Annotated in this window: 20 protein-coding genes and 1 pseudogene; 13 read left to right on the forward strand and 8 right to left on the reverse strand. The window is 59.9% G+C overall.

The window, feature by feature from the left end:
- The coding region (locus P0D89_RS35550) for a tyrosine-type recombinase/integrase (protein WP_408377936.1) at nt 1-708 on the reverse strand (708 nt) is incomplete at its 3' end.
- 614 nt (nt 709-1,322) lie between these two features.
- Here P0D89_RS35550 and moaA point away from each other — a divergent pair.
- Together moaA and P0D89_RS35560 are read left to right on the forward strand one after the other, a co-directional pair.
- Complete coding sequence (gene moaA, locus P0D89_RS35555) at nt 1,323-2,462, forward strand: GTP 3',8-cyclase MoaA (protein ID WP_408369785.1); 1,140 nt, start codon at nt 1,323-1,325, stop codon at nt 2,460-2,462.
- A 33-nt stretch (nt 2,463-2,495) separates the two neighbouring features.
- Complete coding sequence (locus P0D89_RS35560) at nt 2,496-2,762, forward strand: MoaD/ThiS family protein (RefSeq protein ID WP_122174486.1); 267 nt, start codon at nt 2,496-2,498, stop codon at nt 2,760-2,762.
- Between the two features lie 263 nt (nt 2,763-3,025).
- On the opposite strand, the gene P0D89_RS35565 is transcribed toward P0D89_RS35560, so the two are convergent.
- Nucleotides 3,026-4,453, reverse strand: a complete 1,428-nt coding sequence (locus P0D89_RS35565) for an aminotransferase-like domain-containing protein (RefSeq protein ID WP_122174487.1) — start codon at nt 4,451-4,453, stop codon at nt 3,026-3,028.
- A 267-nt stretch (nt 4,454-4,720) separates the two neighbouring features.
- Here P0D89_RS35565 and P0D89_RS35570 point away from each other — a divergent pair, with 267 nt between their 5' ends.
- The 6 genes from P0D89_RS35570 to P0D89_RS35595 all read left to right on the forward strand — a co-directional run bounded on the left by P0D89_RS35570 (nt 4,721) and on the right by P0D89_RS35595 (nt 12,675).
- The gene (locus P0D89_RS35570; protein ID WP_408360328.1) at nt 4,721-7,045 is read left to right on the forward strand and encodes an FdhF/YdeP family oxidoreductase; all 2,325 of its coding nucleotides are present in this window, start codon (nt 4,721-4,723) and stop codon (nt 7,043-7,045) included.
- A 76-nt stretch (nt 7,046-7,121) separates the two neighbouring features.
- Nucleotides 7,122-8,525 (forward strand): cytochrome ubiquinol oxidase subunit I, encoded by a 1,404-nt coding sequence (locus P0D89_RS35575; RefSeq protein ID WP_408360330.1) that lies wholly within the window; start codon nt 7,122-7,124, stop codon nt 8,523-8,525.
- Nucleotides 8,526-8,649: 124 nt separating this feature from the next.
- Complete coding sequence (gene cydB / locus P0D89_RS35580) at nt 8,650-9,636, forward strand: cytochrome d ubiquinol oxidase subunit II (protein ID WP_408362969.1); 987 nt, start codon at nt 8,650-8,652, stop codon at nt 9,634-9,636.
- A 36-nt stretch (nt 9,637-9,672) separates the two neighbouring features.
- Entirely contained in the window at nt 9,673-10,593 is a 921-nt protein-coding gene (locus P0D89_RS35585) for a bestrophin family protein (protein WP_408360334.1), read from the forward strand.
- Between the two features lie 155 nt (nt 10,594-10,748).
- The gene (gene fdhD, locus P0D89_RS35590; RefSeq protein ID WP_408360336.1) at nt 10,749-11,663 is read left to right on the forward strand and encodes a formate dehydrogenase accessory sulfurtransferase FdhD; all 915 of its coding nucleotides are present in this window, start codon (nt 10,749-10,751) and stop codon (nt 11,661-11,663) included.
- A gap of 451 nt (nt 11,664-12,114) precedes the next feature.
- Complete coding sequence (locus P0D89_RS35595) at nt 12,115-12,675, forward strand: DUF4337 domain-containing protein (RefSeq protein WP_408360338.1); 561 nt, start codon at nt 12,115-12,117, stop codon at nt 12,673-12,675.
- 307 nt (nt 12,676-12,982) lie between these two features.
- Here the strand turns inward: P0D89_RS35595 and P0D89_RS35600 are convergent, their stop codons facing one another.
- Both P0D89_RS35600 and P0D89_RS35605 read right to left on the reverse strand, forming a co-directional pair.
- Complete coding sequence (locus tag P0D89_RS35600; RefSeq protein ID WP_408367033.1) at nt 12,983-13,354, reverse strand: hypothetical protein; 372 nt, start codon at nt 13,352-13,354, stop codon at nt 12,983-12,985.
- 203 nt (nt 13,355-13,557) lie between these two features.
- Entirely contained in the window at nt 13,558-13,845 is a 288-nt protein-coding gene (locus P0D89_RS35605) for a phosphatidylserine/phosphatidylglycerophosphate/cardiolipin synthase (protein WP_408377939.1), read from the reverse strand.
- Between the two features lie 784 nt (nt 13,846-14,629).
- Between P0D89_RS35605 and P0D89_RS35610 the strand changes: the two genes are divergently transcribed.
- The gene (locus P0D89_RS35610; protein ID WP_086918210.1) at nt 14,630-14,944 is read left to right on the forward strand and encodes a high-potential iron-sulfur protein; all 315 of its coding nucleotides are present in this window, start codon (nt 14,630-14,632) and stop codon (nt 14,942-14,944) included.
- 390 nt (nt 14,945-15,334) lie between these two features.
- On the opposite strand, the gene P0D89_RS35615 is transcribed toward P0D89_RS35610, so the two are convergent.
- The 4 genes and pseudogenes from P0D89_RS35615 to P0D89_RS35630 form a co-directional block, all read right to left on the reverse strand.
- Entirely contained in the window at nt 15,335-15,940 is a 606-nt protein-coding gene (locus P0D89_RS35615) for an IncC plasmid conjugative DNA transfer DtrJ family protein (protein ID WP_408367028.1), read from the reverse strand.
- Nucleotides 15,930-16,214 carry a hypothetical protein gene (locus P0D89_RS35620; RefSeq protein WP_408367026.1) on the reverse strand — a complete coding sequence of 95 codons (285 nt, stop codon included), beginning with the start codon at nt 16,212-16,214 and terminating at the stop codon, nt 15,930-15,932. The genes P0D89_RS35615 and P0D89_RS35620 overlap by 11 nt, the downstream gene beginning before the upstream one ends.
- Nucleotides 16,171-16,689, reverse strand: a complete 519-nt coding sequence (locus P0D89_RS35625; protein ID WP_408367024.1) for a hypothetical protein — start codon at nt 16,687-16,689, stop codon at nt 16,171-16,173. Before P0D89_RS35625 ends, P0D89_RS35620 begins: the two co-directional genes overlap by 44 nt.
- 10 nt (nt 16,690-16,699) lie before the next feature.
- Nucleotides 16,700-16,978, reverse strand: a pseudogene (locus tag P0D89_RS35630) (TraM recognition domain-containing protein); the annotation flags it as partial.
- A 495-nt stretch (nt 16,979-17,473) separates the two neighbouring features.
- On the opposite strand from P0D89_RS35630, the gene P0D89_RS35635 reads away from it, so the two are divergent.
- From P0D89_RS35635 to P0D89_RS35650, 4 genes are all read left to right on the forward strand, one after another.
- On the forward strand, nt 17,474-18,574 hold the full coding sequence (locus P0D89_RS35635; protein ID WP_408367023.1) for a tyrosine-type recombinase/integrase: 1,101 nt from the start codon (nt 17,474-17,476) through the stop codon (nt 18,572-18,574).
- 533 nt (nt 18,575-19,107) lie between these two features.
- Complete coding sequence (locus P0D89_RS35640; RefSeq protein WP_408367021.1) at nt 19,108-20,268, forward strand: hypothetical protein; 1,161 nt, start codon at nt 19,108-19,110, stop codon at nt 20,266-20,268.
- Complete coding sequence (locus P0D89_RS35645; protein ID WP_408367019.1) at nt 20,261-22,324, forward strand: integrase; 2,064 nt, start codon at nt 20,261-20,263, stop codon at nt 22,322-22,324. Before P0D89_RS35640 ends, P0D89_RS35645 begins: the two co-directional genes overlap by 8 nt.
- Nucleotides 22,314-22,691 (forward strand): TetR family transcriptional regulator, encoded by a 378-nt coding sequence (locus P0D89_RS35650; protein ID WP_408367017.1) that lies wholly within the window; start codon nt 22,314-22,316, stop codon nt 22,689-22,691. The genes P0D89_RS35645 and P0D89_RS35650 overlap by 11 nt, the downstream gene beginning before the upstream one ends.
- Nucleotides 22,692-22,697 lie beyond the last annotated feature (6 nt).

The following is a 22,697-nucleotide window of genomic DNA, read 5'->3' on the forward strand; positions in this document are numbered from 1 at the left end:
GGTGTGCATGGATACGCGTTTGTCGATGTCTGCGGCCTCGGCGGCGGCATGAATGACGCGGTTCAACTGCCTCAGGCTAAGCTGGTCAACGGGATCTCGCCCGGGAAAGAGCCACCCGCCATCCGGCATCCTGCCCTGGGTCCGTGCCACGTGCCACCAGACGCGCAGGCGCTCGAGCAGCACTGGTGAGAGCATCGCGTAGCGGTCCTTGTGGCCCTTGCCCTGCTCAATGCGCAGCGTCATGCGCTGGCTGTCGACGTCGGTGACCTTCAGCGCCACCACTTCGCTCGCGCGCAGCCCGGCCCCGTACGCGACCGACAGCGCGGTCTGGTGCTTCAGGTTGCCGGCCGCCTCGATCAACCGCCGCACTTCATCGGGACTGAGCACGACGGGCAAGGTGCGGGGCACGCGCACCGGCTGCATCCTGACCATCAGCTCGGGCCGGTCGAGCGTGATCTCGAAGAAAAACTTCAGTCCTGTGATCGCGGCATTCAGTGACACGGGTGAGGTGCCGTGATCGACCAGATGCAGCTGGTAGCGCCGCAGGTCCTCGACGGAGGCCGTGTCAGGTGAGCGCCCGAGAAAGCGGGCAAATTCGCGCACGATGTGCAGATAGGTGTCCTGCGTCTTCGGCGCAAGCTGGCGCATGCGCATGTCGTCGATCATGCGCTGGCGCAGCGGGCTGACGCCGGTATCGGAGGGGGTCATGATGGGGCTCCTGCTGGAGAACGAGGCGGATTGCCTCATTCGCCAACATAAGCAATCGCGTCACGGACCTCTCATTTGCCACCGGCGTTGCGCCGGAGCCCCTACCGCGCGAGCGGTTTAGTCCCTCGGCCAGGAACCGCCCTTCAAGCATGCACCAAGTCAACGGCAGCTTCCGAGGTACAACGGCCGTTCATATCTTCGAGCCAGTCGGCAACTTCTCGGCCGGCAACCGACGAGTAGTCGAGCGAACCGCTGCTTTGACCCTCAAATAACCGCAGTGACCAAACCCAAAGAGACGGTCGACGTCGCGGAAAGCGGCCATCGAACGAATGTATCAAGCTGGTAAAACTGATCAGCGCCAAGGAGTTGCTGCGTAACGCTTGGACTGCGTTCGCGCGACTTGCAGGCGCGATTCGCGGCAATCAAACATGCGTATGTTCGCGCCGGGCTGCGTCGTCTCCGCTGTGATGTCGTGTGTGCTCCTGCAATGGGCGAACGACTGTACTCGTTCGGTGCGCTGGTTTCGCCCTATCCTTTGCCGCATGAATCGGTCGAGCAGCCGGAATTCGGCGCCGCACCGCATACCGCGCACGCGGAAACAACCACTCTTTGCCATGAAGCACACGGAGGTCGACGTGAGCACCATCCACTACGCATTGCGCAGCGCCCACGCAGCACCTCCCATCGCGTCGGGAGAAGCCAATTCGACGCCACTTCTGTCCGAATGCACGGACAAACTGGGGCGGCCGCTAAAAGACTTGCGGCTGTCGGTCATCGATCAGTGCAACTTCCGCTGCACGTATTGCATGCCGAAGGAAGTCTTCATGAAGGACTATCCGTTCCTTCGTTCGGCATCGCGTCTGTCGTTCGACCAGATGACATTCCTGGCCAAGGCGTTCGTCATGCTCGGCGTCGAAAAGATCCGCATTACGGGTGGCGAACCGCTGCTGCGCAAGGATCTCGAGACGCTGATCGCGAGACTTGCTCGCCTTCGTACACCCGAAGGCAAGGACGTCGAAATCGCGCTTACGACGAATGGTTCGCTGCTTGCAGCAAAGGCGCGCTCGCTGCGCGATGCAGGTCTGCGGCGCGTGACCGTCAGTCTCGACAGTCTCGACGATGCCATATTTCAAAGGATGAACGACGTCGGTTTCCCGGTTGCACGGGTCCTGGAAGGCATTCAAGCAGCAGCGGCGGCAGGTCTGTCGCCGGTAAAGGTCAATACCGTTGTCGAGAGGGGCGTGAACGAGAACCAAATCTTGCCGATCGCGCGGTACTTTCGAAACACGGGTGTGGTCGTCCGCTTTATCGAATTCATGGACGTTGGCGGTGCCGCGTCCTGGGCAAGAAAGAACGTTTTCACCTCCGACGATGCACGGCGCCTGATAGAAGGCGAGTTCGCACTTCAGCCTCTGCTCACGCAACGCGCCAACGACACCGCACGCAACTTCGACTATGTGGACGGCGCCGGAAGCGTCGGGTTCATTTCCAGCGTGTCACAACCGTTTTGTGGAGACTGCACGCGCGCGCGCGTCTCCTCCGACGGCAAGATGTTCACGTGCCTCTTCGCAACGGGATCGCTCGATCTCAAGCCGTGGCTTGGCGAAGCCCTTGCGCCTGAAGCCCTTGCGCAGGAAATCCTCGCCCGCTGGCGAGACCGTGACGACCGATATTCGGAACTGCGCGGCGTGCGCGCGCGAGTCGGTTCAAAGAAGGTCTATCCGACCGTGCGCATGTCCCTCGTGGGGGGCTAGGCGGCATCCAAACACATTGCTTAGGCGTCGAACATGAAGATTGAAGTCAAGTATTTCGCAAGCATCCGCGAAGCAACCGGACTGACGCACGAAACAGTCACGCTAAACGCGGGCGCGAGCGCTACGCCGACCGTGGACAGCTTGCGCACGGTGCTGGCGCAACGCAGTTCGGGGCTTCGCGAAGCGCTCGCAACGGGGCGTCCCGTTCGAGCGGCGGTCGATCATGTGTTGCGCGCGGGAAGTTTCGAACTGGCGGACGGTTGTGAAGTGGCGTTCTTTCCACCGGTGACGGGCGGCTGATATCGACTCGCCTCATACGCGGGTATCTATCGAAGTATTCGTTAGCGCCTAACGCACGCTCGGGATCGTGAACATTGCTGCGACCCTTGTCCTCGGCGCATATCTCCTATCGCGCGCCGAACAGTATGGCGGCACATGATCCTCGATACGATCGCGCATTGGATCAGGCACGCGACTGGACCTCATTTGGAGCTGCACCGACGCTTAGGCCTGCCGCGTCGACTTGACAGCTCCGGCATAAGGCCGCGCGCAAGTGTCGACGCTTAGCGCATGCACACGCCGACGAGCTTGCCGACTGTGATCAGCGCCTTTTCGATTTCCGGCGACCACGTATAGCTATAGTTGAGCCGGATGAAATTGCGGTAGCTGTTCGTCGTGGAGAACATGTAGCCCGGCCCGATCGTAATGCCTTGCTGGAGCGCGAGCTGGTAGAGCTTCATCGAGTCCACGTTTGGCGGCAACTCGACCCAAAGCACATACCCGCCCATCGGATGCGACGTGCGCGTGCCTTCGGGGAAAAACCGCTTGACGATCGCAGCCATGAGGTTCGCCTGCTGCGCATACACCTTGCGCACGCGGCGCAAGTGATGCTCGTAGCCGTCGTGCTCCAGGTATTCGGCAATCGCGAGCTGCGGGATCGACGGTGTCGTCAGCGTGTTGAGGAACTTGAGTTTTTCCACTTGGTCCCGGTAACGACCCGGGATCGCCCAGCCGATCCGATACGCGGACGTCAGGCTCTTCGAGAACGACGCACAGTGCAGTACGAGCCCCTTCGTGTCGTAGGACTTGAGGGGAGAGGGATGCGAGTCGCCGAAGTACAGTTCGTTGTAGACGTCGCTTTCTATGGCGGGAACGTCGTGCCGCTCCAGCAGTTCGACCAGCTCGCGCTTTTTCTCGTCGGGCATCTGGAACCCGAGGGGATTCTGGAAATTCGGCATCACCATGCACGCGGCGATGCGGCGGGTGTCGAGAAGCCGGGAAAGCACACCAATATCTATTCCTTCACGAGGATGCGTCGCGACTTCGATCGCGCGCATTCCCATCCGCTCGATCGCATGCAGCATCGCGTAGAACGTTGGCGACTCGACGGCCACCGTATCACCGGGTTTCCCGACCGCCTGCAAGCAGAGATTGATAGCCTCGGTCGCGCCGAGCGTCACGACAATCTCATTGGGATCCACCGACACGCCGTTCTCCAAGTACCGCCGCGCGATTTGTCGGATCAATTGCGGGTTCCCCGGTGGCAGTTCGTCGGTCACGCCCCATTGCGTCTTGCGGCGCGTGATGTTGTACGCGTAGCGGTTGATCTTGTCGAACGGGAACAGCTTCGGATCGGGGTAAGGCGAGCCGAGCGGCGTCGCCGACTCGGCGCCGATCGAACGCAGCGTCGACAACACGAGCCGGCTCACGTCCACGTGCGCGGACACCGCGATCGGCTTCGAAGTCAGCAGCTCGTTCGCAGCCTTACTGCCCGCACCGTCCGGCGTGAGACGAACGAAGTACCCGGATTGCGGGCGGCTTTCGATGATGCCCTTGCTTTCGAGCAGCAAGTACGCGTGGATCACCGTCGTGATGCTGAGCTTGTGGTGCTGGCTCGTCTGCCTGACCGAAGGAATGCGATCTCCGTGCCGAAGCACGCCGCGCAGAACCTGGCCTTCGATGTCCGCCGCCAATCTTTCGTATAGCTTCATCGACTCCCTCCAGCTAGCACGGCCCGCGCACCACCCCGGCGCGAGTTGAGTTGTGTCGCCGCCCCATCTTTTGACCGTCGACTGTACCCTTTTAGAGCACAGTTTACGGGCGTAGGCATCGTACTAGAACTGTACCCTTTTCATCGCCGCGAATGTGTGCGCTTCGCGCGTGGCCGAACGCTTTTAACCTTCAGTCACAGCATGCGCCAAGCGATACGCCCGACATCCGGGACGCAGGCAAAGCGTAAAGTCTACGGAACCGACGTCATGGAAAAATCAAAGCCACAGGGTCGCATCGAGCCCTATCACCACCCCGCCGCCGGCTGGGGCGCACTGAAGTACGTTGCCATCAACCTGATCAAAGAGAGGGTTGCGGGCGGCAACTACAAGACCCTCTTCAAGCAGAACCAGCCTGATGGTTTCGATTGTCCCGGCTGCGCGTGGCCGGACCGGCAACATGCTTCGACCTTCGAGTTCTGCGAGAACGGTGTGAAGGCGGTTGCCGCCGAGGCGACCAGCAAGCGGGTGACGCCCGCGTTCTTCGACGAGTACACGGTCGAAACGCTGATGAAGCAGACCGATTACGAACTCGAGCAGCACGGCCGGTTGACCGACCCGATGGTCTATGACGCGCTCGCCGACAAGTACAAGTCAATCTCCTGGGACGACGCGTTCCGGCTGATCGGCAGGCACCTGAAAGCGCTAGACAACCCGAACCAGGCTGCGTTCTACACGTCGGGCCGCGCAAGCAACGAAGCCGCATTCCTGTATCAATTGTTCGTGCGCATGTACGGCACCAACAACTTTCCGGATTGCTCGAACATGTGTCACGAGGCGACGAGCCGCGGCCTGCCCACCACGGTGGGCGTCGGCAAGGGCACGGTCACGCTCGACGATTTCGAGCTCGCCGATACGCTGCTGATCTTCGGCCAGAATCCCGCGACCAACCATCCGCGCATGCTCGGCGAGCTGCGCGAATGCGCTAAACGCGGCGCCACCATCGTGTCGATCAATCCGTTGCGTGAACGCGGGCTCGAGCGTTTCTCAAGTCCCCAGCACCCACTGGAGATGCTGACGATGTCGAGCACGAAAATCGCATCGACCTTCATCCAACCGAAGCTCGCCGGTGATTTCGCGCTGCTCAAGGGCGTCGCGAAGCGCGTGGTCGAACTCGATGACGAAGCGCTCGCGCAAGGCAGCGAACGCATTCTTGACGTTGCGTTCATCGAACAGCACACGTCCGGCTTCGAGGCTTTCGCAACCGATCTGCGCGCCGAAAACTGGGCCGCGCTCGAAGCCGAATCGGGTGTCGCTCGCGAAGACATCGAAGGCCTTGCACGCATCTACGCGAACGGCAAGCGCGTGATCGCGACCTGGGGCATGGGCCTCACGCAGCACAAGAACTCGGTCGCGACCGTGCACATGCTGTCGAACCTGATGATGATGCGCGGCAATATCGGTCGCGAAGGCGCTGGCCTGTGTCCAGTTCGCGGCCACTCGAACGTGCAGGGCAACCGCACGGTCGGCATCGAAGAGCAGCCGTCGCAGGAATTCCTCGACCGCCTCGGCCAGGTGTTCGACTTCGAGCCACCGCGCGAGCACGGCTACGACGTCGTCGAAACGATCGAAGCGATGCTCGAAGGCCATGTGAAGGTGTTCCTCGGCCTCGGCGGCAACTTCTCGATCGCGACACCCGACACGCCGCGCACGTGGGATGCGCTGCGCGCCTGCGACCTGACCGTCCATATCACCACCAAGCTCAACCGCAGCCATCTCGTACACGGCAAGGACGCGCTGATCCTGCCGACCCTCGGCCGCACCGAAATTGATATCCAGGGTGGTGTGTCGCAAGGCGTGAGCGTCGAGGACTCGATGAGCATGGTCCACATCTCGTACGGCATGAACACCCCGGCGTCGAAAAACCTGATGTCGGAAACAGCGATCGTCGCGCACATTGCGAGCGCGACGCTCGGCAGCGCGAAAGTCGACTGGCTCGGCTACGCAAAGGATTATTCGCGCGTGCGCGACGCGATCGAGAGCGTGCTCGACGGCTTCGAGCAGTACAACGAACGGATCGCGCATCCGGGCGGCTTTCACCTGCGCGTCGCTTCCCGCGAACGCGACTGGCAGACGCATACCGGCAAGGCCAACTTCATCGTGCACCAGATCGAGGAAGACACCCCGATACGCCGCGCGAAAAAGCAGCACGGCGAACGCGTGATGACGCTGATGACGACCCGCTCGCACGACCAGTACAACACGACGATCTACGCGCTCGACGACCGCTATCGTGGCGTGTTCGGCCAGCGCCGCGTCGTGTTCGTGAACCCCAAGGACCTGGAATTGCTCGGGTTCGATGCAGGCGAGTGGGTCGACATGACGACCGTGTGGGACGACGGCATCGAACGTCGGGCCGACTCGTTCCTGCTCGTCGAGTACGACATTCCGCGCGGCTGCATTGGCTCGTACTACCCGGAGACGAACCCGCTCGTCCCGCTCACGAGCGTCGGCGACGTGTGCAACACGCCGACCTCGAAGTCAATCCCGGTGCTGCTGCATCGGTCAGCGCCGCCGGCCGCCGCCGCTGCGTGAGCCCACCCCCTCATGAATTGAGCAGCGCGCCGGCCGGCGCGCTCACCCGATTTCCACCTTACCCCTGGTGACCGACATGCCACTCGAAACCCTACATCTCGCGCGCGGCCAGTTCGCAATGACCGCCATCTTCCACATCCTGTGGCCGATTCTGACGATCAGTCTCTCGGCCTTTCTGCTCGTCGTCGAAATTCTCTGGGTGCGCACGAGTGAGGTCGTGTGGTATCGCCATGCGCGCTTCTGGAGCAAGCTGCTTGTTTTGAATTTTGCCGTCGGCGTCGTGAGCGGCATTCCGATGGAGTTTCAGTTCGGCACCAACTGGGGACCGTTTTCGCAATTCACCGGCCAGTTCTTCGGCAACATCCTCGGCTTCGAAGGCGCGATGGCCTTCATGCTCGAGGCGGGCTTCGTCGGCATCATGATGCTCGGCTGGGGGCGTGTGCCGAAGGGGGTGCATCTGTTCGCCACCTCGATGGTCGCGCTGGGATCGTCGATCTCAGCGTTCTGGATCATGGTGGCCAACTCCTGGATGCAGACGCCAGCCGGCGTCGCGGTCGTCGACGGCAAGATCGTCGTAACCGATTATGTGAAAGCAATCTTCAGCCCTGACATGGCCTGGGGCGTGTCGCACATGTGGTTCGCCGCGCTTGAAACCGGCCTCGTGGTCGTCGCCGGGCTTTCCGCCTACTACCTGCTGAAGCGCCGCAACCCCGAGTTCTTCGTGCGTTCATTCAAGCTCGCGCTGCTGTTGCTTGTGTTCGTCGCGCCGGTGCAGATCTGGCTCGGCGATTCGAGTGGCGTCGACGTGTTCGCAACTCAGCCCGCCAAGGGCGCGGCGATCGAAGGCCACTGGGAAACCAACGCCCCCGGCACCGGCGCCTCCTGGTCGCTGCTCGCATGGCCCGACAAGGCGAAACAACGCAACGATTGGTCGATCGAAGTCCCGGGCATGCTGAGCGTCCTCGGCACGCACAGCCTGCATGGCCAGGTGAAGGGTCTCGCGGACATTCCGGTCGCCGACCAGCCGCCGCTGCTGCCACTCCTCTACTACACGTTCCGCGCGATGGCGGGTATCGGCTTCCTCTTCATGGTCCTTGCTTTCTGGACTGCATTCGCGTTGCGCAAGGCGCGCGGCCAACTCGATGCGCTGCTCGCGCAACGTAAGTTGCTGCTCGCATGGGTGCTGGCCATTCCGCTGCCATATATCGCGGTCGAATGCGGCTGGATCGTGCGCGAAGTCGGACGCCAGCCATGGGTCGTGTACGGATTGCTACGCACCGAACACGCGGCCTCCGCCATCTCTCCCATTGCGATTACCGGCAGCATGGTGATGTTCGCCGTCTTCTACGTGATTTTGCTGTCGTCGTTCTTCTACTTCGCGCGCCGCTGGCTGAAGAACGGACCCGACCTCACGCTACCGCCCCCGGCCGAGCCGTCGCTGTCGCCTCAGTCCGTCGCGCAAGCCACGGTCGAGTACTAAGGGCCACCAGACCACTCGCTTCGCGCCAGGCCCCAAGGGGGGCCAAGAAAACTTGGGGCGGCCTGGCGTTTCCTTGAGAGCCAACGACGCCTCCATTCAAGTTCATCGAGAAAGGTTACCCAAAATGAATCCAGTCACCGCTGAAAGTTTGCTAAGCCATACGTGGTTTGGCCTGATCGGGCTGATGCTCGTGCTCTATGTGATCACCGACGGCTTCGACCTCGGTGTCGGCATCCTGAGTCTCTTCCGTTCGAAGGAATCCGAGCGAGACCTGATGATCCAGTCAATCGGGCACGTCTGGGACGCCAACGAAACGTGGCTCGTCGTGCTCGGCGGCGCCCTCTTCGGCGCATTCCCGGCTGCGTATGCGACTTTGCTGTCGGACCTGTACGTGCCTGTGATGGTGCTGATCGCTAGCCTGATCATGCGTGGCGCCGCGATCGAATTCCGTCACGCCGCGACAGGCGCACGGCCGATATGGGACCGCGTGTTCGGCATCGGCAGCCTGTTAGCCGCTGCGTGCCAAGGGGTGATTCTTGGCAAAGTCATCACCGGCCTGTTGCCGGGCAGCCTTCACGTGGGATTCGTCGCGATGACCGCAATCGGCGTCGTGTCGGGCTATGCGCTGCTCGGCGCAACGTGGCTCGTGAAGAAGACCAATGGCCGGCTGCAAGCGGCTGCACGGCGCTACTCGATGATCGCGGTCGTCACAACCGTCGCCGCCGCCATCGTCATCTCGATCGGCACGCTGATAGTGAGTCCGATCGGCGCCGAGCGTTGGGCACAAGCCGGAGTGTTCCATGTGCTGGTCGCCCTGGCGATCGTCGCGGCGCTGGCGTTCTGCTACGTCCTCTATTCGGTGTATATGGGCAGCGAGCACGGGCCGTTCAATGCGTCGATGGTCTTGTTCGTCGCGTCGTTCGCCGGCCTCGCTGTCAGCCTCTTCCCGGATATCGTGCCGGGACAGCTGAGCATCGCGTCTGCCGCATCGAACAGCAGCACGCTGATCTTCATGCTGATCGGCATCGGCACCGTGATGCCGATCATGATCGGCTACAACCTGTACCAGTATCACCTGTTCCGCGGCAAGGTCATTCCGGTCCACCATTGATCGACAGCCTTACACCGGCAAACATTGGAGCGCTAAGTGATCGTCAGGCCCCCACATAACTGGCTCCGCATGCTGTTCGTGTGGAACGGATCGGTACTTCAATCGATTATCCCGCAACTGGCCGTCCTGACGCTGGTGGGGCTACTGGCGGTCATCGCCCACCGGTACAATTTCGGCCCGATGATTCCGCTCAACACCACGCCGTTCACGCTGTGCGGTGTCGCGCTCACGATCTTCCTCGCATTTCGGAACAACGCAAGCTACGACCGCTTCTGGGAGGCCAGGCGCCTTTGGGGGACTATCCTCATCTCGGCGCGGAATCTGACGTCGCAAGCGCTGTGCTACGTGCCGGACGATGCGCCGGAGTTCGACCGGACCGAGTTCGTGCGTGGGATCATCGGCTTCGTCTATGCGCTCAAGCATCAATTGCGCAAGACCGATCCGGCGCCCGATCTCCAGCGCTACGTCGGCGCCGAGCGCGCCCGCGTGCTACAGGCGAAACGCTATCGGCCCACGGCGCTCCTGAACGAGGTCCGGCAGGCGGTGAGCAAGTTGCAGCGGCGCGGCGCGATCTCCGACACGCAGGTGTGGATGTTCGACAACCAGTTGAACGAACTGGGAACGATGGTCGGCGGCTGCGAGCGGATCGCGTCGACCCCGATACCCTACCCGTACGGCGTGCTGCTTCATCGCACCGTGTACTCCTACTGCTTGCTGCTGCCGTTCGGCCTGGTCGATTCGATCGGCATCGCAACCCCCCTCATCTCGGTGTTCGTGTCTTACACGCTGATTGCGCTCGAGGCGATCGCAAGCGAAGTCGCCGAGCCCTTCGGCATTGCGCCGAACAACCTGGCGCTCGATGCGATGACACGCAATATCGAGCGCTCGCTGCTCGAACTGTGCGACGAAGCGCTTCCTGCCGAAGCGAAGCCGGGCCGGCGCTACCAGCTGACGTAAACGCAGGCTGCATCGCGCGACCGCGATTCTGTAGCTTGCCGATTCAGACCGCTCTGTACCCTCCCGCCGGCCACCGCTTGCGTACGATGCCTCAAACGGAATGCGGGCCGGCTCAAGCGCGACGCCCTGCACTCCACTGTCCTGAAGGAGAAAAGATGTCCTGCGATCTAGCCACCGAACATACAGGAAGCGTTTCGCGCCCGATCGTTCGCCGCCGGCGAGGCCTGTCGACGGCCATCATGGATCGTGTCGTCGAGGAATTCCCGGTCGCGCTCGTCTTCAACGGCATTTCGCACGCGGTCATGATGGCGACCCCGCTCGATTTCGAAGCGTTCGCGGTGGGCTTTGCGCTGACCGAAGGCATCGTCGAGCGCGCGGCCGACATCTACGATCTCGAAGTCTTCATGCACGCCGACAGCGCAGAGGTACAGTTGACAATTGCACAACCGGCGTTCCTGCAATTAAAAGGCAAGCGGCGCGCCCTCGCCGGCCGTACCGGCTGCGGCGTATGCGGGATCGAAAGCATCGAATTGCTGGATCTGCAACCGCAGAAGATCGCGCGTCGAAAGGGTGCCGTCGACGTATCGCCTTCGGCAATCGAATCGGCCGCGCGCGAACTACCGGGCCGGCAGATCCTGATGCGCGAGACAGGAGGAATCCACGCTGCGGCATGGTGCAAGCCCGACGGCTCCGTCGTCGAGGTGTTCGAGGACGTGGGCCGCCACAACGCGCTCGACAAGCTGATCGGCGGCCTCGCTCGCCGCCGGGAAGACATGCAGGACGGCTTCGTCTTTCTGTCGAGCCGGGCGAGCTACGAGCTCGTGCGCAAGGCGGCGCGAATGAACATTCCGTTGCTCGCCACGATATCGGCGCCAACCTCGCTCGCGATCGACATCGCTCAACGTGCCGGCATGCGTCTCTTGAGCTTCTGCCGGCAAGACGGCTTTGTCGAGTACACGGCGAACGACCCTCCGGGTCCAGTGCGCCAACCTGCATCGACGGCAACCGTTCGCACGGATGCAGCACAAGCCAACGGACCAAACCCAGCCCCCTGTGACAATGGCCTCTGACCAGCGGGACTATTGTTGTGACTGGCGCAGAATGACCGGCCTCGGCTTAATCCGAACTTCCGAGATGGCCGACGAGGCGACGGGTCAGCGTGGCGAATGAAGGGCCGCTTCCGATAGACCGACGTTCGAATGCGTGTCCAATTGCGCGGGCGAACGGTCCAGCCTGGCCGTGTGTTGCCGGACGCATCGGACCCATCTCGACCCCATATAGTGACGTTCGTCAGTATCGCGTCGACCGGCAGAGGATCGGCCATACCTTGGCGTTTCACTCGACACCGGTCGATGCCCAACCGGGGCAACGGGCAATAGGTCAGGTGAGACACTGCGCCGCAGTGCGTACGGGGGGCCAGGATCTATGCTTATCCCGTCTCCCCCATGTTCTTCCTCGGCATATGGATTCGGCCCGCCAGCTTAGGCGGGCTTTTTTTTATTTCAAGACAGAGAGTAAAACATGTCGCACGAACATGCCCCCCATGACGAAGCCATCGAACACGCAGCGCGTGCAGGCGATCCTCTATCGCGTTGGGTAGCCGGTTTCACTGCGATTCTTGCCGCCATCGCGGGTTTTCTACATTATGAAGAAAGTGTGCTGCAGACGCAGGCCTTATTGTTCAAGAACGAGGCCGTGCTGCTGCAAAGCAAAACCAGCGACGAATGGAATCTTTACCAGGCCGAATCCAGTAAAGGTCACATGATGGAGATCGCTGCCGGGTTGTCCGGACCCGAAAAGCAGCGGAACTATCGCGATCAGATCAACAAGTACGAGAACCGCAAGAAAGATATCTCGGCGAAGGCGCATGAGATGGAACAGCAGGTAGCCGAAGCAAACCTGCAATCGGGGCGCAAGGAGCACCCGCAGCACATGTTTGGTCAGGCGCTCGCGCTAATCAATGTCGCTATTTCGCTAGCGGCGGTTACGTCGTTGACAGGCAGTCGAAAACTCTTCGTCGTGGCGGCCTGCTCAGGAGCCGTGGGCATCGGCGTGTCTATCGCTGCCTTTTTGCACATATGATTCGGCTTTCCACGTCTGTCGCGCCCGCAAGAGGCATGGCGGTGTGATTAAAAACACAGCCTGTCTCGGCGTACGCGCAACCGCAAGCATAGTTGGAATGCAGGCAGCGGATTTGTCGGTAGCGGCTGTTCGCGACAACGCGGGGGGGACGCTCCCACGAACGGCGGCTTTCGCCGATGCCCCGACCATCATTATCCGCGCACGAACGTCCGTTGTTTGGGGGCTAAGCTGACGTTCGAACGTCTAAGTGAAGGCGTCGACGAATGTCCGTAGATGGCCGGTTTGCGACGATGGCGTAATGAATAGCTCACTCAGCGACCCCGGCAAGGTTCTCGATATTGTCCTCAATACGTCCCCGCGCCTCTGCCTCGGCATCGGCCGCCGTTCTTGCGATCAGCGGGAAAACGAGCCCGTTGCCTTTGAATTCGTGAGCAAAATGCACCCACGATTCGTAAGCGAATATGCCGGATTCCAATTGAACGACGTTGAGCACCACGTCGTAAGTACGCTGCTGGCCCTGCCCACGAGTGTATTGAAATTTGTACATCTTTGGATGAAGCATCTGGACCTCCACTTCAAACTCAAGTATGAAGGAACTCACGGTTCTTTCAGCGGGCGCATGGTGCGCGCGCTGCTCGACACGGCGCGTCGTCAATCCGCAGCCATTCACCTGATGCAATCCATCGCGCCCGACGGCAAGCCCACCCGCGTGTCCACACGATGCCCAAGTCCGAGCTAGATCACGAAGCACATTACATACCCTTTCGGCAAGCCAGGCGACCGGCTTGATGTCCGCGAGCCGTGGGTTAGCAAGGCCCTCGGCGTCGATTCTAGGGCGCGGATGGTCGAATTTCGCCCGATAGAGCCGCCCCGATGAGCGCTCTATTCGTGATCAAGCCGTGGCAGGTCCGCAAGCGTTCGACCAGCATCGGAATCAGCGGCCACCATTTCGATGCCTTCGCGTCCCGCCTCATAGACGATGCGTCGGACCTCCGGACCAGCGACGCGCCGTCCATCAAGGGGAAAGACTGTTACGACGGTGTCGCCCTTAGCCAGTGCGTCGACCACTTCAATTACAGGCGATGCGTGCGGCGCGACTTCAAATTGTTCTCCGCTCACCGACACCTGCCCCCAAAGCACGTCTGTGACCCTTTGCGAATTTCTGTCCATCCGAACCGCCGTAATAGCGTGCACTGTCATTGCCTTTCCTCGTTTGTTGGAGAAATCCTAGCATGAGCGCAATCGTCAGCGCTTGCGGCACCTATCGATATGCACTGAAGCGAGCCGACGACGCAGCCTTCGCCGACCGTGGGCGGACAACGTTCCTCGCTGCCGCTCGGACAATTTGGTCCTGGTGATGCGCATGCACTGCGTCGTACCGACACAGGTCATGAACCGCCACAGGTCATCCACTTTCCCGCGACGCCTGAGCACGCGTAAAGTGAGTAGGGTAAGAAACACCGCCTGGGATTCTCTATTCAGCCAACTGTTACTCGGAAGGCACAATGGCCAGGTTCGACCCACAGCAGCCATCCACTAGTTCAGTCAGGCGGTCCGGAACCGGTCGGTCGGCACGGTTTACAACCAGCCGGCCCGCATTGGCGCTCGCGCTGATCCAAATCAACCCGGGGTAAAGCGAAGGCGACGATTATTATGCAATCAGGCCAAGGATTATCAATTCGGCCGGACCATCGATCGACGTCAGAAGACCCGTCATGAAGAAATTCGTTGAGCGATAGCGATAAAAAGGCGATCGCCGAGTTCCTGTCCAACCTTCCGTGACGAGAGGAGGCGCACATTTGCAGGAGCGGGCCGCGGCGTTATTCTCTTCATTGCAGCGACGGCAGTGCCACAAACGATCTTCGTTGTATGCTGCGCGTTGCCGCCGTCGCAAAACGGCGGCAGTAAAGGTCCCTGCCAAACGGGTCCAATACAACACTCGGAGAAACACCCAATGAAACAGTCTCGTCGCACGTTTCTGATTACGAGTCTTGGTGCCGCTTCGGCGCTCGCCCTCTCGCGCCAGGCGTTCGCCGATGCACCGCACGTTAGCGAAAGCGACCCGACCGCGGTAGCGCTCGGCTACAAGGAAGACGCGACCAAGATCGACAAGGCCAAGTACGGGTCGAAGTACGTGGCCGGCTCAATGTGCAGCAACTGCTCGCTGTACTCGGGTAAGGCGGGCGACGCTTTTGGCCCGTGTGCACTGTTTGGCGGAAAGCAAGTCAACAGCAAGGGATGGTGCAGCGGCTATACCAAGAAGGCCTGATCTACAGGAAGACGTGGTCTCGGCGAAGCGAGGTGCCGCCCGAGGCTGTCAAGGAAGTGATATTCGGCTCGAAGATTAGTACCGGTACGCAGGAGCAAGTCGAACAGGCACTACAGGCGCGCGCACCGCACGTTTTGAGAAAAAGGGTCACGTTCGTACCTAGATGGCCTGCGGGTCGTGGAATGCTAGGGAGGCCGACGACCGAAGTGGTTAATGGCAGTCATCTGAAGCTTGGCTTACCGCCAACAGCAGACGACGCTCGCGACCGGCCGTTCTTGGCCGACGAGAGCCCCACGCCCACCTCCTTTGTTGGAGGACCGTCAACCGGTTGACGGTCTTAACCCGGAATGATGCAGGTTTTGATGTAGCTTTCCTGGGAAGACCTTACATTCACTGATAGGACGAGGACGCTTTCCAGAGCAGCGCGCCCAGACATGCCGCGACAGCGATCCAGTATTCCGCCAGAACGGCGATCGGGGCAACGAGAACGGCCAACGCTACGCCGAACACGAGCAGAATCCCATGCCCCGCAAGGTGGAAGGAAAGAGGACTTGCGAAGCCGGCGGCCGAGGCCTTGATTTTTCGCCGCATCGATCCGTCGACGAAGGCTCCGACACAGAACACCAACGTACCCGCCAGCCACAGCTTCATCACGGTCGCGCGATAGACCACGCGGTAGATGAGCCGCCAGAAGTTATGCACCCAGGTATGCGCCAGATCCGACACACCGCCATCACTCAGCTCACTGCCGCCCGTTGCGTCGATCGTGGCGCGGACAATCCCGCTCTGCACGAACCACCGTTTGAACTTCTCATTCGTAGCCGCGACCGCTTCATCTGCACGTTCGTCTCCGATTGTCGCCGCCACGGACTGTGCCTCAGCTTCCGGTATCTCAAACAGTGACTTGTCTGGAATTGCGGGCATCACAAACACGGCGACCAGCGGCACGAAAAAGAACCACCATTTGACGTGCGAGACGAAACGGCTACCTGCCATGGAGTTCGACTCCCCATTGCACGAGAAAGGTCACGAAGTGCGTCAGCATGAACAGCGCGAACACGACCAGGCCCGTCAGACCAACATAGAAATGCACCGGCTTGCGATGGATAAACAGCGCCAGCGCATAGGCCATCGCTCCCAGGCCGCGTGAGAACTCCACGGGCCTAGGAGCGTCGATTTCATCCTGCGCCTGTGCGGTCGACATCGCGCGCCGCGCGAAGTCAGCATCAACCCGCGACAGCTTCGCTATCAGAAAAAGCGTGAGCGACATCGTAGTCCTCGAAATAAAGGCGGAAGTTCTCGCCCGTCAGTGCGCGCGCAGCCAGCTGGAAGGCTGCAGAGCGCTGCGTAATGGTTTCCGGGCACCGCTCATCAACCATGCCGGCTTCGAGCCCTTCGTGCCGTGCCTCGAAAGTCGGGATCGGTTCAAGCATGGGCGGCCAGACGTAATAGCGTTCACCGTCGCGAGCGACGTAGCGACGCGCGTAGAGACGGTTCGCATGTTCGAACAGTCCCTGCATGAACGCGATGTGTGGATTGCCCGTCTTGCGCGTGCGCTTGTACGCGGACAGGCCGTTGTCGAGCATTTCCTTGATCAGCGGTTCGGTCTCGCCCATGAACTTCTCCCCGATGAAATCGGCCACGCGTGCGCAGGCGAGCTCAAGCTCTGGTGCCAGCGTGAAAACCGGTATCAGGCGGGAAGAGAGCTTGTAGTCGCGGATGATTTTTTTGAATACGGCAGACATGCGTAGGTTTTCAGCCCTGAAGGATTGGAATACGGCCCTGATACACGGCGGCGCCCGAAATGCGCATGAAATACTGCAGGTTCGGCAAGCCATGAATCAGGCGGGTTGGAATCAGTGGAACCTTCTCCAGTTGAAGTGAACGTGAAACAGACCCAGTAAATTCACCGACATGCGCTTCGCTCCCCGTGCTCGTGCTGCCCGTCATCGTCAGGTTGCGGATCGCGGTTTCGCCGACCTTGTCGGAGAACCACTGCGCTGTGTCGCTGTCTTCCAAGCGTAATATGACCTGAACTGTAATCCTGTAACAGTTACACAAAAGAGATCTTCGTAGCCTATATTTCGTGGCATTAGTGTCGTTCAGGAGTGCTTTCATGGGGCCTTGGACTGCCGACGAGATCGAAACAGCGAGAGCTGTGCCCTTTCACGTGCTGCTCCATTTCCTTGGGGCGTATTGCAAGTTGGACCGCGAATACAGGTCCGCCACTTCGCGTCAAAGCATCCGCGTACACGTGAACCACGCCGGCCGGGACTTCCGTTTCGTGTTCACTGGCGAGAAGTGGGTCAACGAACTCGTACCGCCTACCAAGAGCGGGAGAGGTGGCGCAGGTGCGATTGATCTTGCGGCCCACATCACCGGCCAAGACTTTGTTCGGTCAGTGAAAATCTGCATCGACGCGCGCAACAGTGCGACCGCGGGGCTGCAGTGAGGCTCTTTTACACGACGCGCGATTTTTTCTACAAAGGTCGGCAATGCCCGGGCATACCGTTCCTGTGTTCCGAGGACATGGAGCTGGTCAAGCCGGCGAGCGACTACCTCATGTGGGTGGCTCTCGAAAACGCCAGAACCAGAAGTCCCGCAACATGGAAGAGCTACGCTGAGGCTGTCTACGATTACTTTGCCTGGCTCGAGGCAAACTCTTTGAGCTGGGATGCCTTGCCGCAGCATTCGGTCGATGCGGGTGAGATCTCGAACGTCGCGCTGTATCGCAACTGGTCGCTTGACGTTCTGGACTGCCGCTCCGGCCGACACTCCATGCAGCCGAGTACCGTGCGCAAGAGGCTGTCCCAGATCATGCGCTTTTATGAGTGGGCTGCGGCGCGCAATCGAATAGCCGATGTCCCGTGGGACATCGGGGTATCGCGCGCCGGAGACGAGTCGATTCGCAGCGCGATCAAAGAATCAACGCTCCCTAAAGTGCCCCGCCACTCCGTTCGGTTCCTCACTATTGATCAGTGTCGCGCGCTCCTCCAGAACTGCCGCGGCAACACCATTCGATTGATGACAAAGCTGATGCTTCAGACCGGCTTACGCAACGAAGAATGTAGAACATTCCCAATGAAGTACCTCTTCGATCCGGCGTCAGCTAGACGTTCGCACCGGATCGCGATCGATCTCTCTCCGTCTGACATGAAGCTTAAGGGAGGCAGGCCTCGCCGGATCTACGCCTCCGGGCAACTCATCAAGGACCTATTCGACTTTGCTAACTTTGGTGAAGGAGCCGTACGGGCCAGTCTTTATCGCATGACTTACGGGAAAGCCTCTCCGTGTGTATTTCTCAACCGGCTCGGCGCGCCGTGGAGCGAGAAAGGACTATGTAACGCCTATCGGAAACTATGCAGCCCCGATGCTCCTGCGAAGCCGTCGCTCGACTTCAAGGTGACTCCGCACATGTTGCGCCACACCTTCGCCACACTCGAACTGTATGCAGAGAGTCAAAACCGTAACCTTGGCTATGCACTTGCCTGGGTGCGCGATCGACTCGGACATGCGTCGATCTCGACTACGACCGCGTATGTTCACTGCCTCGACATGCTTGGCGAAATGCATCTGAACCAATACGAGCAGGAAATAGACGCACTTCTCATTGCAGGAGACGCGCGGTGAAACGGAAGAGTTATAAGCTTGCCCATGCACCTGAACAGCGTGCGGCTCCCGGCAGCGACAGCCCTTGGGTCGTCCAAACAAAGAGAAGCCTGGACTTCCGCCGCTGGCAATGTCACGCAAGAACACGGGCCAACGCTGGCCGCGACGACCTCCTCCTGTCGTTGGTGAGAGGCCTACGACGGCTCCAGCCTACTCTTGCGGACGTCAGTGTCGAATCCATATATCGAGGTGGCGTATCGGTATGGTTCGAGTTTCTCGACTCGGCCATAGGCTCGCCCCACCCCGTACATCGAATCACAGATATTGACCGCAAAGTGTTGGAGGACTTCGTCGTGTGGCTGCGAAGTCGACCCGCAAGAACTGAAAGTGGGCGACTGTCTTACGCTACCGTGCGCTCGTTATACGTGGGCCTGAAAACAGTGCTCATGCAGTGTGTTGCGGCGGGCGAGCTCCGAATGGACTGCTTTCCACGAGGGCTGTTTCCATATGCTGCGCGCTCCCATAAGCCACCTGCGCCTTACACAAAGGAGGAGATGCAGTCACTCCTGTCCGCGCTTGCGAATGACCTTCGGGCTATCCGCGCAGGGACATTCGTGGGCACCGAGCCGGATCGGTTACTAACGTACTTCCTTCTCATTGCGGCGCGAACCGGCAGAAACCCGACCTCCCTGTCCGAGATGAGACGCGATGCTGTCCAGCCGCATCCTCTCAAACCGGAAACACATTCGCTGCTGACGACTTATAAGCGACGCGGCAACAGCATCTCCACACTATCGGTTCGCAAGCCAGACAGCGTCGAAGAGATCAGCGTACTTGCTGCGGACACAAGCTCCCTCATACGTGACGTCCTGAACTTTACCGAACAATTGGTCGCCGAGGCACCTCCGGATCTGCAGAATCACCTTTGGTTGTATCGCCGATCTCGCCGTTGGGTCAGCCTTGGTACCGTGACGGCCTTCTCTAAAAAAGTGCTGTACACGTCCATTGAGCGTTTCGTGACGCGACACCACCTGGTCTCCTACGACGATCACGTCGTGTCCAATAACCAGACTCCACTGATGCTATCTGTGATGCGCCTGCGAAAGACGTTTGCATCTCGCATGTGGGAGTTGACGGGCGGTGACGTTGCTATGACTGCAAACCTCCTTGGCAACCGGCCGCACGTCACGGATACCCACTACCTTGCTGTGACCCCTGAGATGATGCGCAACCACCATTTCCTCGGCAAGTGTCTGGAAGTCGAACTCCGGGGAACCGCGAGGGATGCAGCAACGCTGGCGCGCCTGGCAAAGGAGATGCGCGTCGAAGTCGACGACATCAAGCGTATCCTGGCTGGCGAGAGCAATACAGGTGTTGGCCGGTGCTCCTCGCCACTCAATGGGCGGTATGCGCCGAAAGATGGCCATACGGCGTGCTCTGCATTCCTTCATTGCTTCCGATGTCCCAACCAGGTTGTGATGGAGAGCGACCTTTATCGCATGTATAGTTTCTATTGGCTGCTTGTGAAGGAAAGAAATCTCCTCGGCAGGAACCGATGGCACAAAGTCTACGGGTGGGTGATCAGGGAGATTGACCGGGTCATTGCGCCTCACTTCGCGGCTTCGACAGTGAAGCAGGCGAAGGAGAAGGCCTTCGTTGATCCCCATCCAATGTGGCGTGATCGAACCATGCTCCTCGGGCGGGACTATGGCTGAGCTAACCAACCATTTGATCGATCTGGCTTCCGTTCGAGCCGAAGATTTACATGATGTCATCGTCAGTCAGCAAGGCAACACGATTGTTTCGCGTTATGGCGACGACACCTGGAACCTGGAGCCGTACTTTGCGCCGCGAAACCGTACAGCAGTACACATCATCTTCTCCTACCCGTTCAAAGGCGGGTGTCGACTGACTGATTCCACATACGCACCGCTGCTCGCATCGGTGAAACGCTTCCTGTACACGCGATGGCGCGTAGCCGGTGGGAAACGGGGCACGCCCGTAGCAGTAAGTACGATGCGAACAAACTGGACTCAGATCAGAAAGTTGCTTGCGTGGATGTTAGACGAAAACCTGATGACGTTCAGTGAGCTTACGCCGGCCCACTGCGCCCGCTTTGCCGCAAGTCTAACGGGAACACTCCGGCCCGGAACGGCTGCGAGCGTGTTGGGCACGGTCACGAGCTACTACGAACTCGGGGATCATCTCATCGACCGGATTCGGGAATATCCATGGCAGCTCGATCGCGGCGGCACAACGAAACTTGCCCGAGCTGGCCGTCAACCGAGACTGCAAAGCTGGAAGCAGGCAACGACCGAAGTCATTCCTCAGCGACTCATGAGCAAGCTTGTGCGTACAGCGCTCGACTACATCGAGAATCGCTCAGATTCGCTCCTATCCCTGCGCGATCAGCTAGCGGTGCACGCGACGCGCAGGTTTGCTGAGGTCAAAAAGGCTCACCGGAAGACCTACCCGAACGGTTTCTCGAGTGTTTATGCCAATGAAGAGAAATACGTGCGGTTGAAGGCGTACCATCGATGCTCGAAAGAGGAGAAGCAACTTCTTGCCGTGCATGGGTATCAGCTGCGTCGACAGGTAGAGACCGATCTCCTTCATCTAAGGACCGCCTGCTACATCGTATGCGCTGCCTTCTCGGGCATGCGCGACTCGGAATTGGCGTCGCTCGAAGTGGGATGTTTCGTGAAAAGAAAGGGATTCGACGGGGAGGTGTTCTTCTGGCTTCGGGGGACCACGTACAAGCTCCAGCGTGAGCCGACACCAGCAGAGTGGATGGTGCCGGAGATCGTTGGCAAGGCGGTTGCTATTGCAACACGGCTAGGAGCGCCAGAACGAGCGCTAGGTGACGATCAGATCAAGGTCTTGGAGCATACAGCAACAACCCGTCAACTTGACGAGCAATCTCGCGTCAAGACGGAAGTCGAGCTTGAACGAGCCCGCCGTAATCGCAACGCTCTGTTCGTCGCGTATAAGCGGCACGGGAGGGTCTCTGTTGTGGGGCGTGACAACGCCCGTAAGGGGCTGAGGGCGTTCAGCAGGATGGCGGGCTTAACAGTCGAACAGCAAGACATGGATGGCGTGGTTAAGCGGGAGCGAATCCGTCTCGGGGAAACATGGCCACTCACCCCTCATGAATTTAGACGAACCTTCGCGGTCTATGTTGCCCGACACGTATTGGGAGACATCCGATACCTGCGAGAGCACTTCAAACACTGGTCTTTAGACATGACGCTTTATTACGCGCGACACGATAGCGGCGCGGACCGATCACTTATAAACGACATCATGACGGAGCGTGATGAGCTGCAAAGCCTGATTGTCCAGAGCTGGATGCATCCGCATACCAGTCTCTCGGGCGTGGGCGGAAACCGCATCATGGCGTTCCGCAGCCGGGGGAAACTCAAAACCGTTCGCGACATGCGCGACTTCTGCCGCAAACTGGGCGAAAGTGTCTTCATCCGGGGAACCGGCCACTCCTGGTGCATGGCAAGCGGCAATGGTTGCGGGGGCCAGGGGCTTTACGATGCTGTGAGATGTACGTCGTGCGGCGAGGCCGTGATTGATTCGACACACGTAGACATCTGGAAAGGGATACGACAGCAGCAGATCGACGTGTTGGAATGCCCTGACCTTGGCGTACCTTCGCGCCAACGGTGCCTCGATCATCTTCGGAAGGCTGAGCGTGTACTCGCAGACCTGGGGGCAGAGGTGCCGCCCTTCAAACCATCCCTGAAGGTGCGTGGTGGCAACTGAACACAAAAGCCCAACGCGCCGTCGGCTCGAGCTTGCGCTGCGCCGGCTGCAGCAGGGGAAGATGCAATCAAGCTCCGACGACAGGATCAGCATTGCGGCCGTTGCCCGGGAAGCCGGCGTGAGCAATGCGACCATTCATAACCGTTATCCAGACATCGCCGAGCGCGTTCGGGCGCTTCACGTCAAGGCGAGCAGGTTCAGGACAAAAGCGATGCCCGACACGATGGACATCCTTCACAGCAAATTGCGGGAAGCGCGCAAAGAAATCGACCAGTTGAAAACCGATCTGGTGAGATCACAGTCGATCAACCTTCGCTTGACGAGAGAGAATGAACTCCTCCAGTCACGCCTGCTAAAACAAAAATAAGGTCAC

This window comes from Paraburkholderia sp. RL18-085-BIA-A, assembly GCF_046027075.1.
GTDB lineage: Bacteria > Pseudomonadota > Gammaproteobacteria > Burkholderiales > Burkholderiaceae > Paraburkholderia.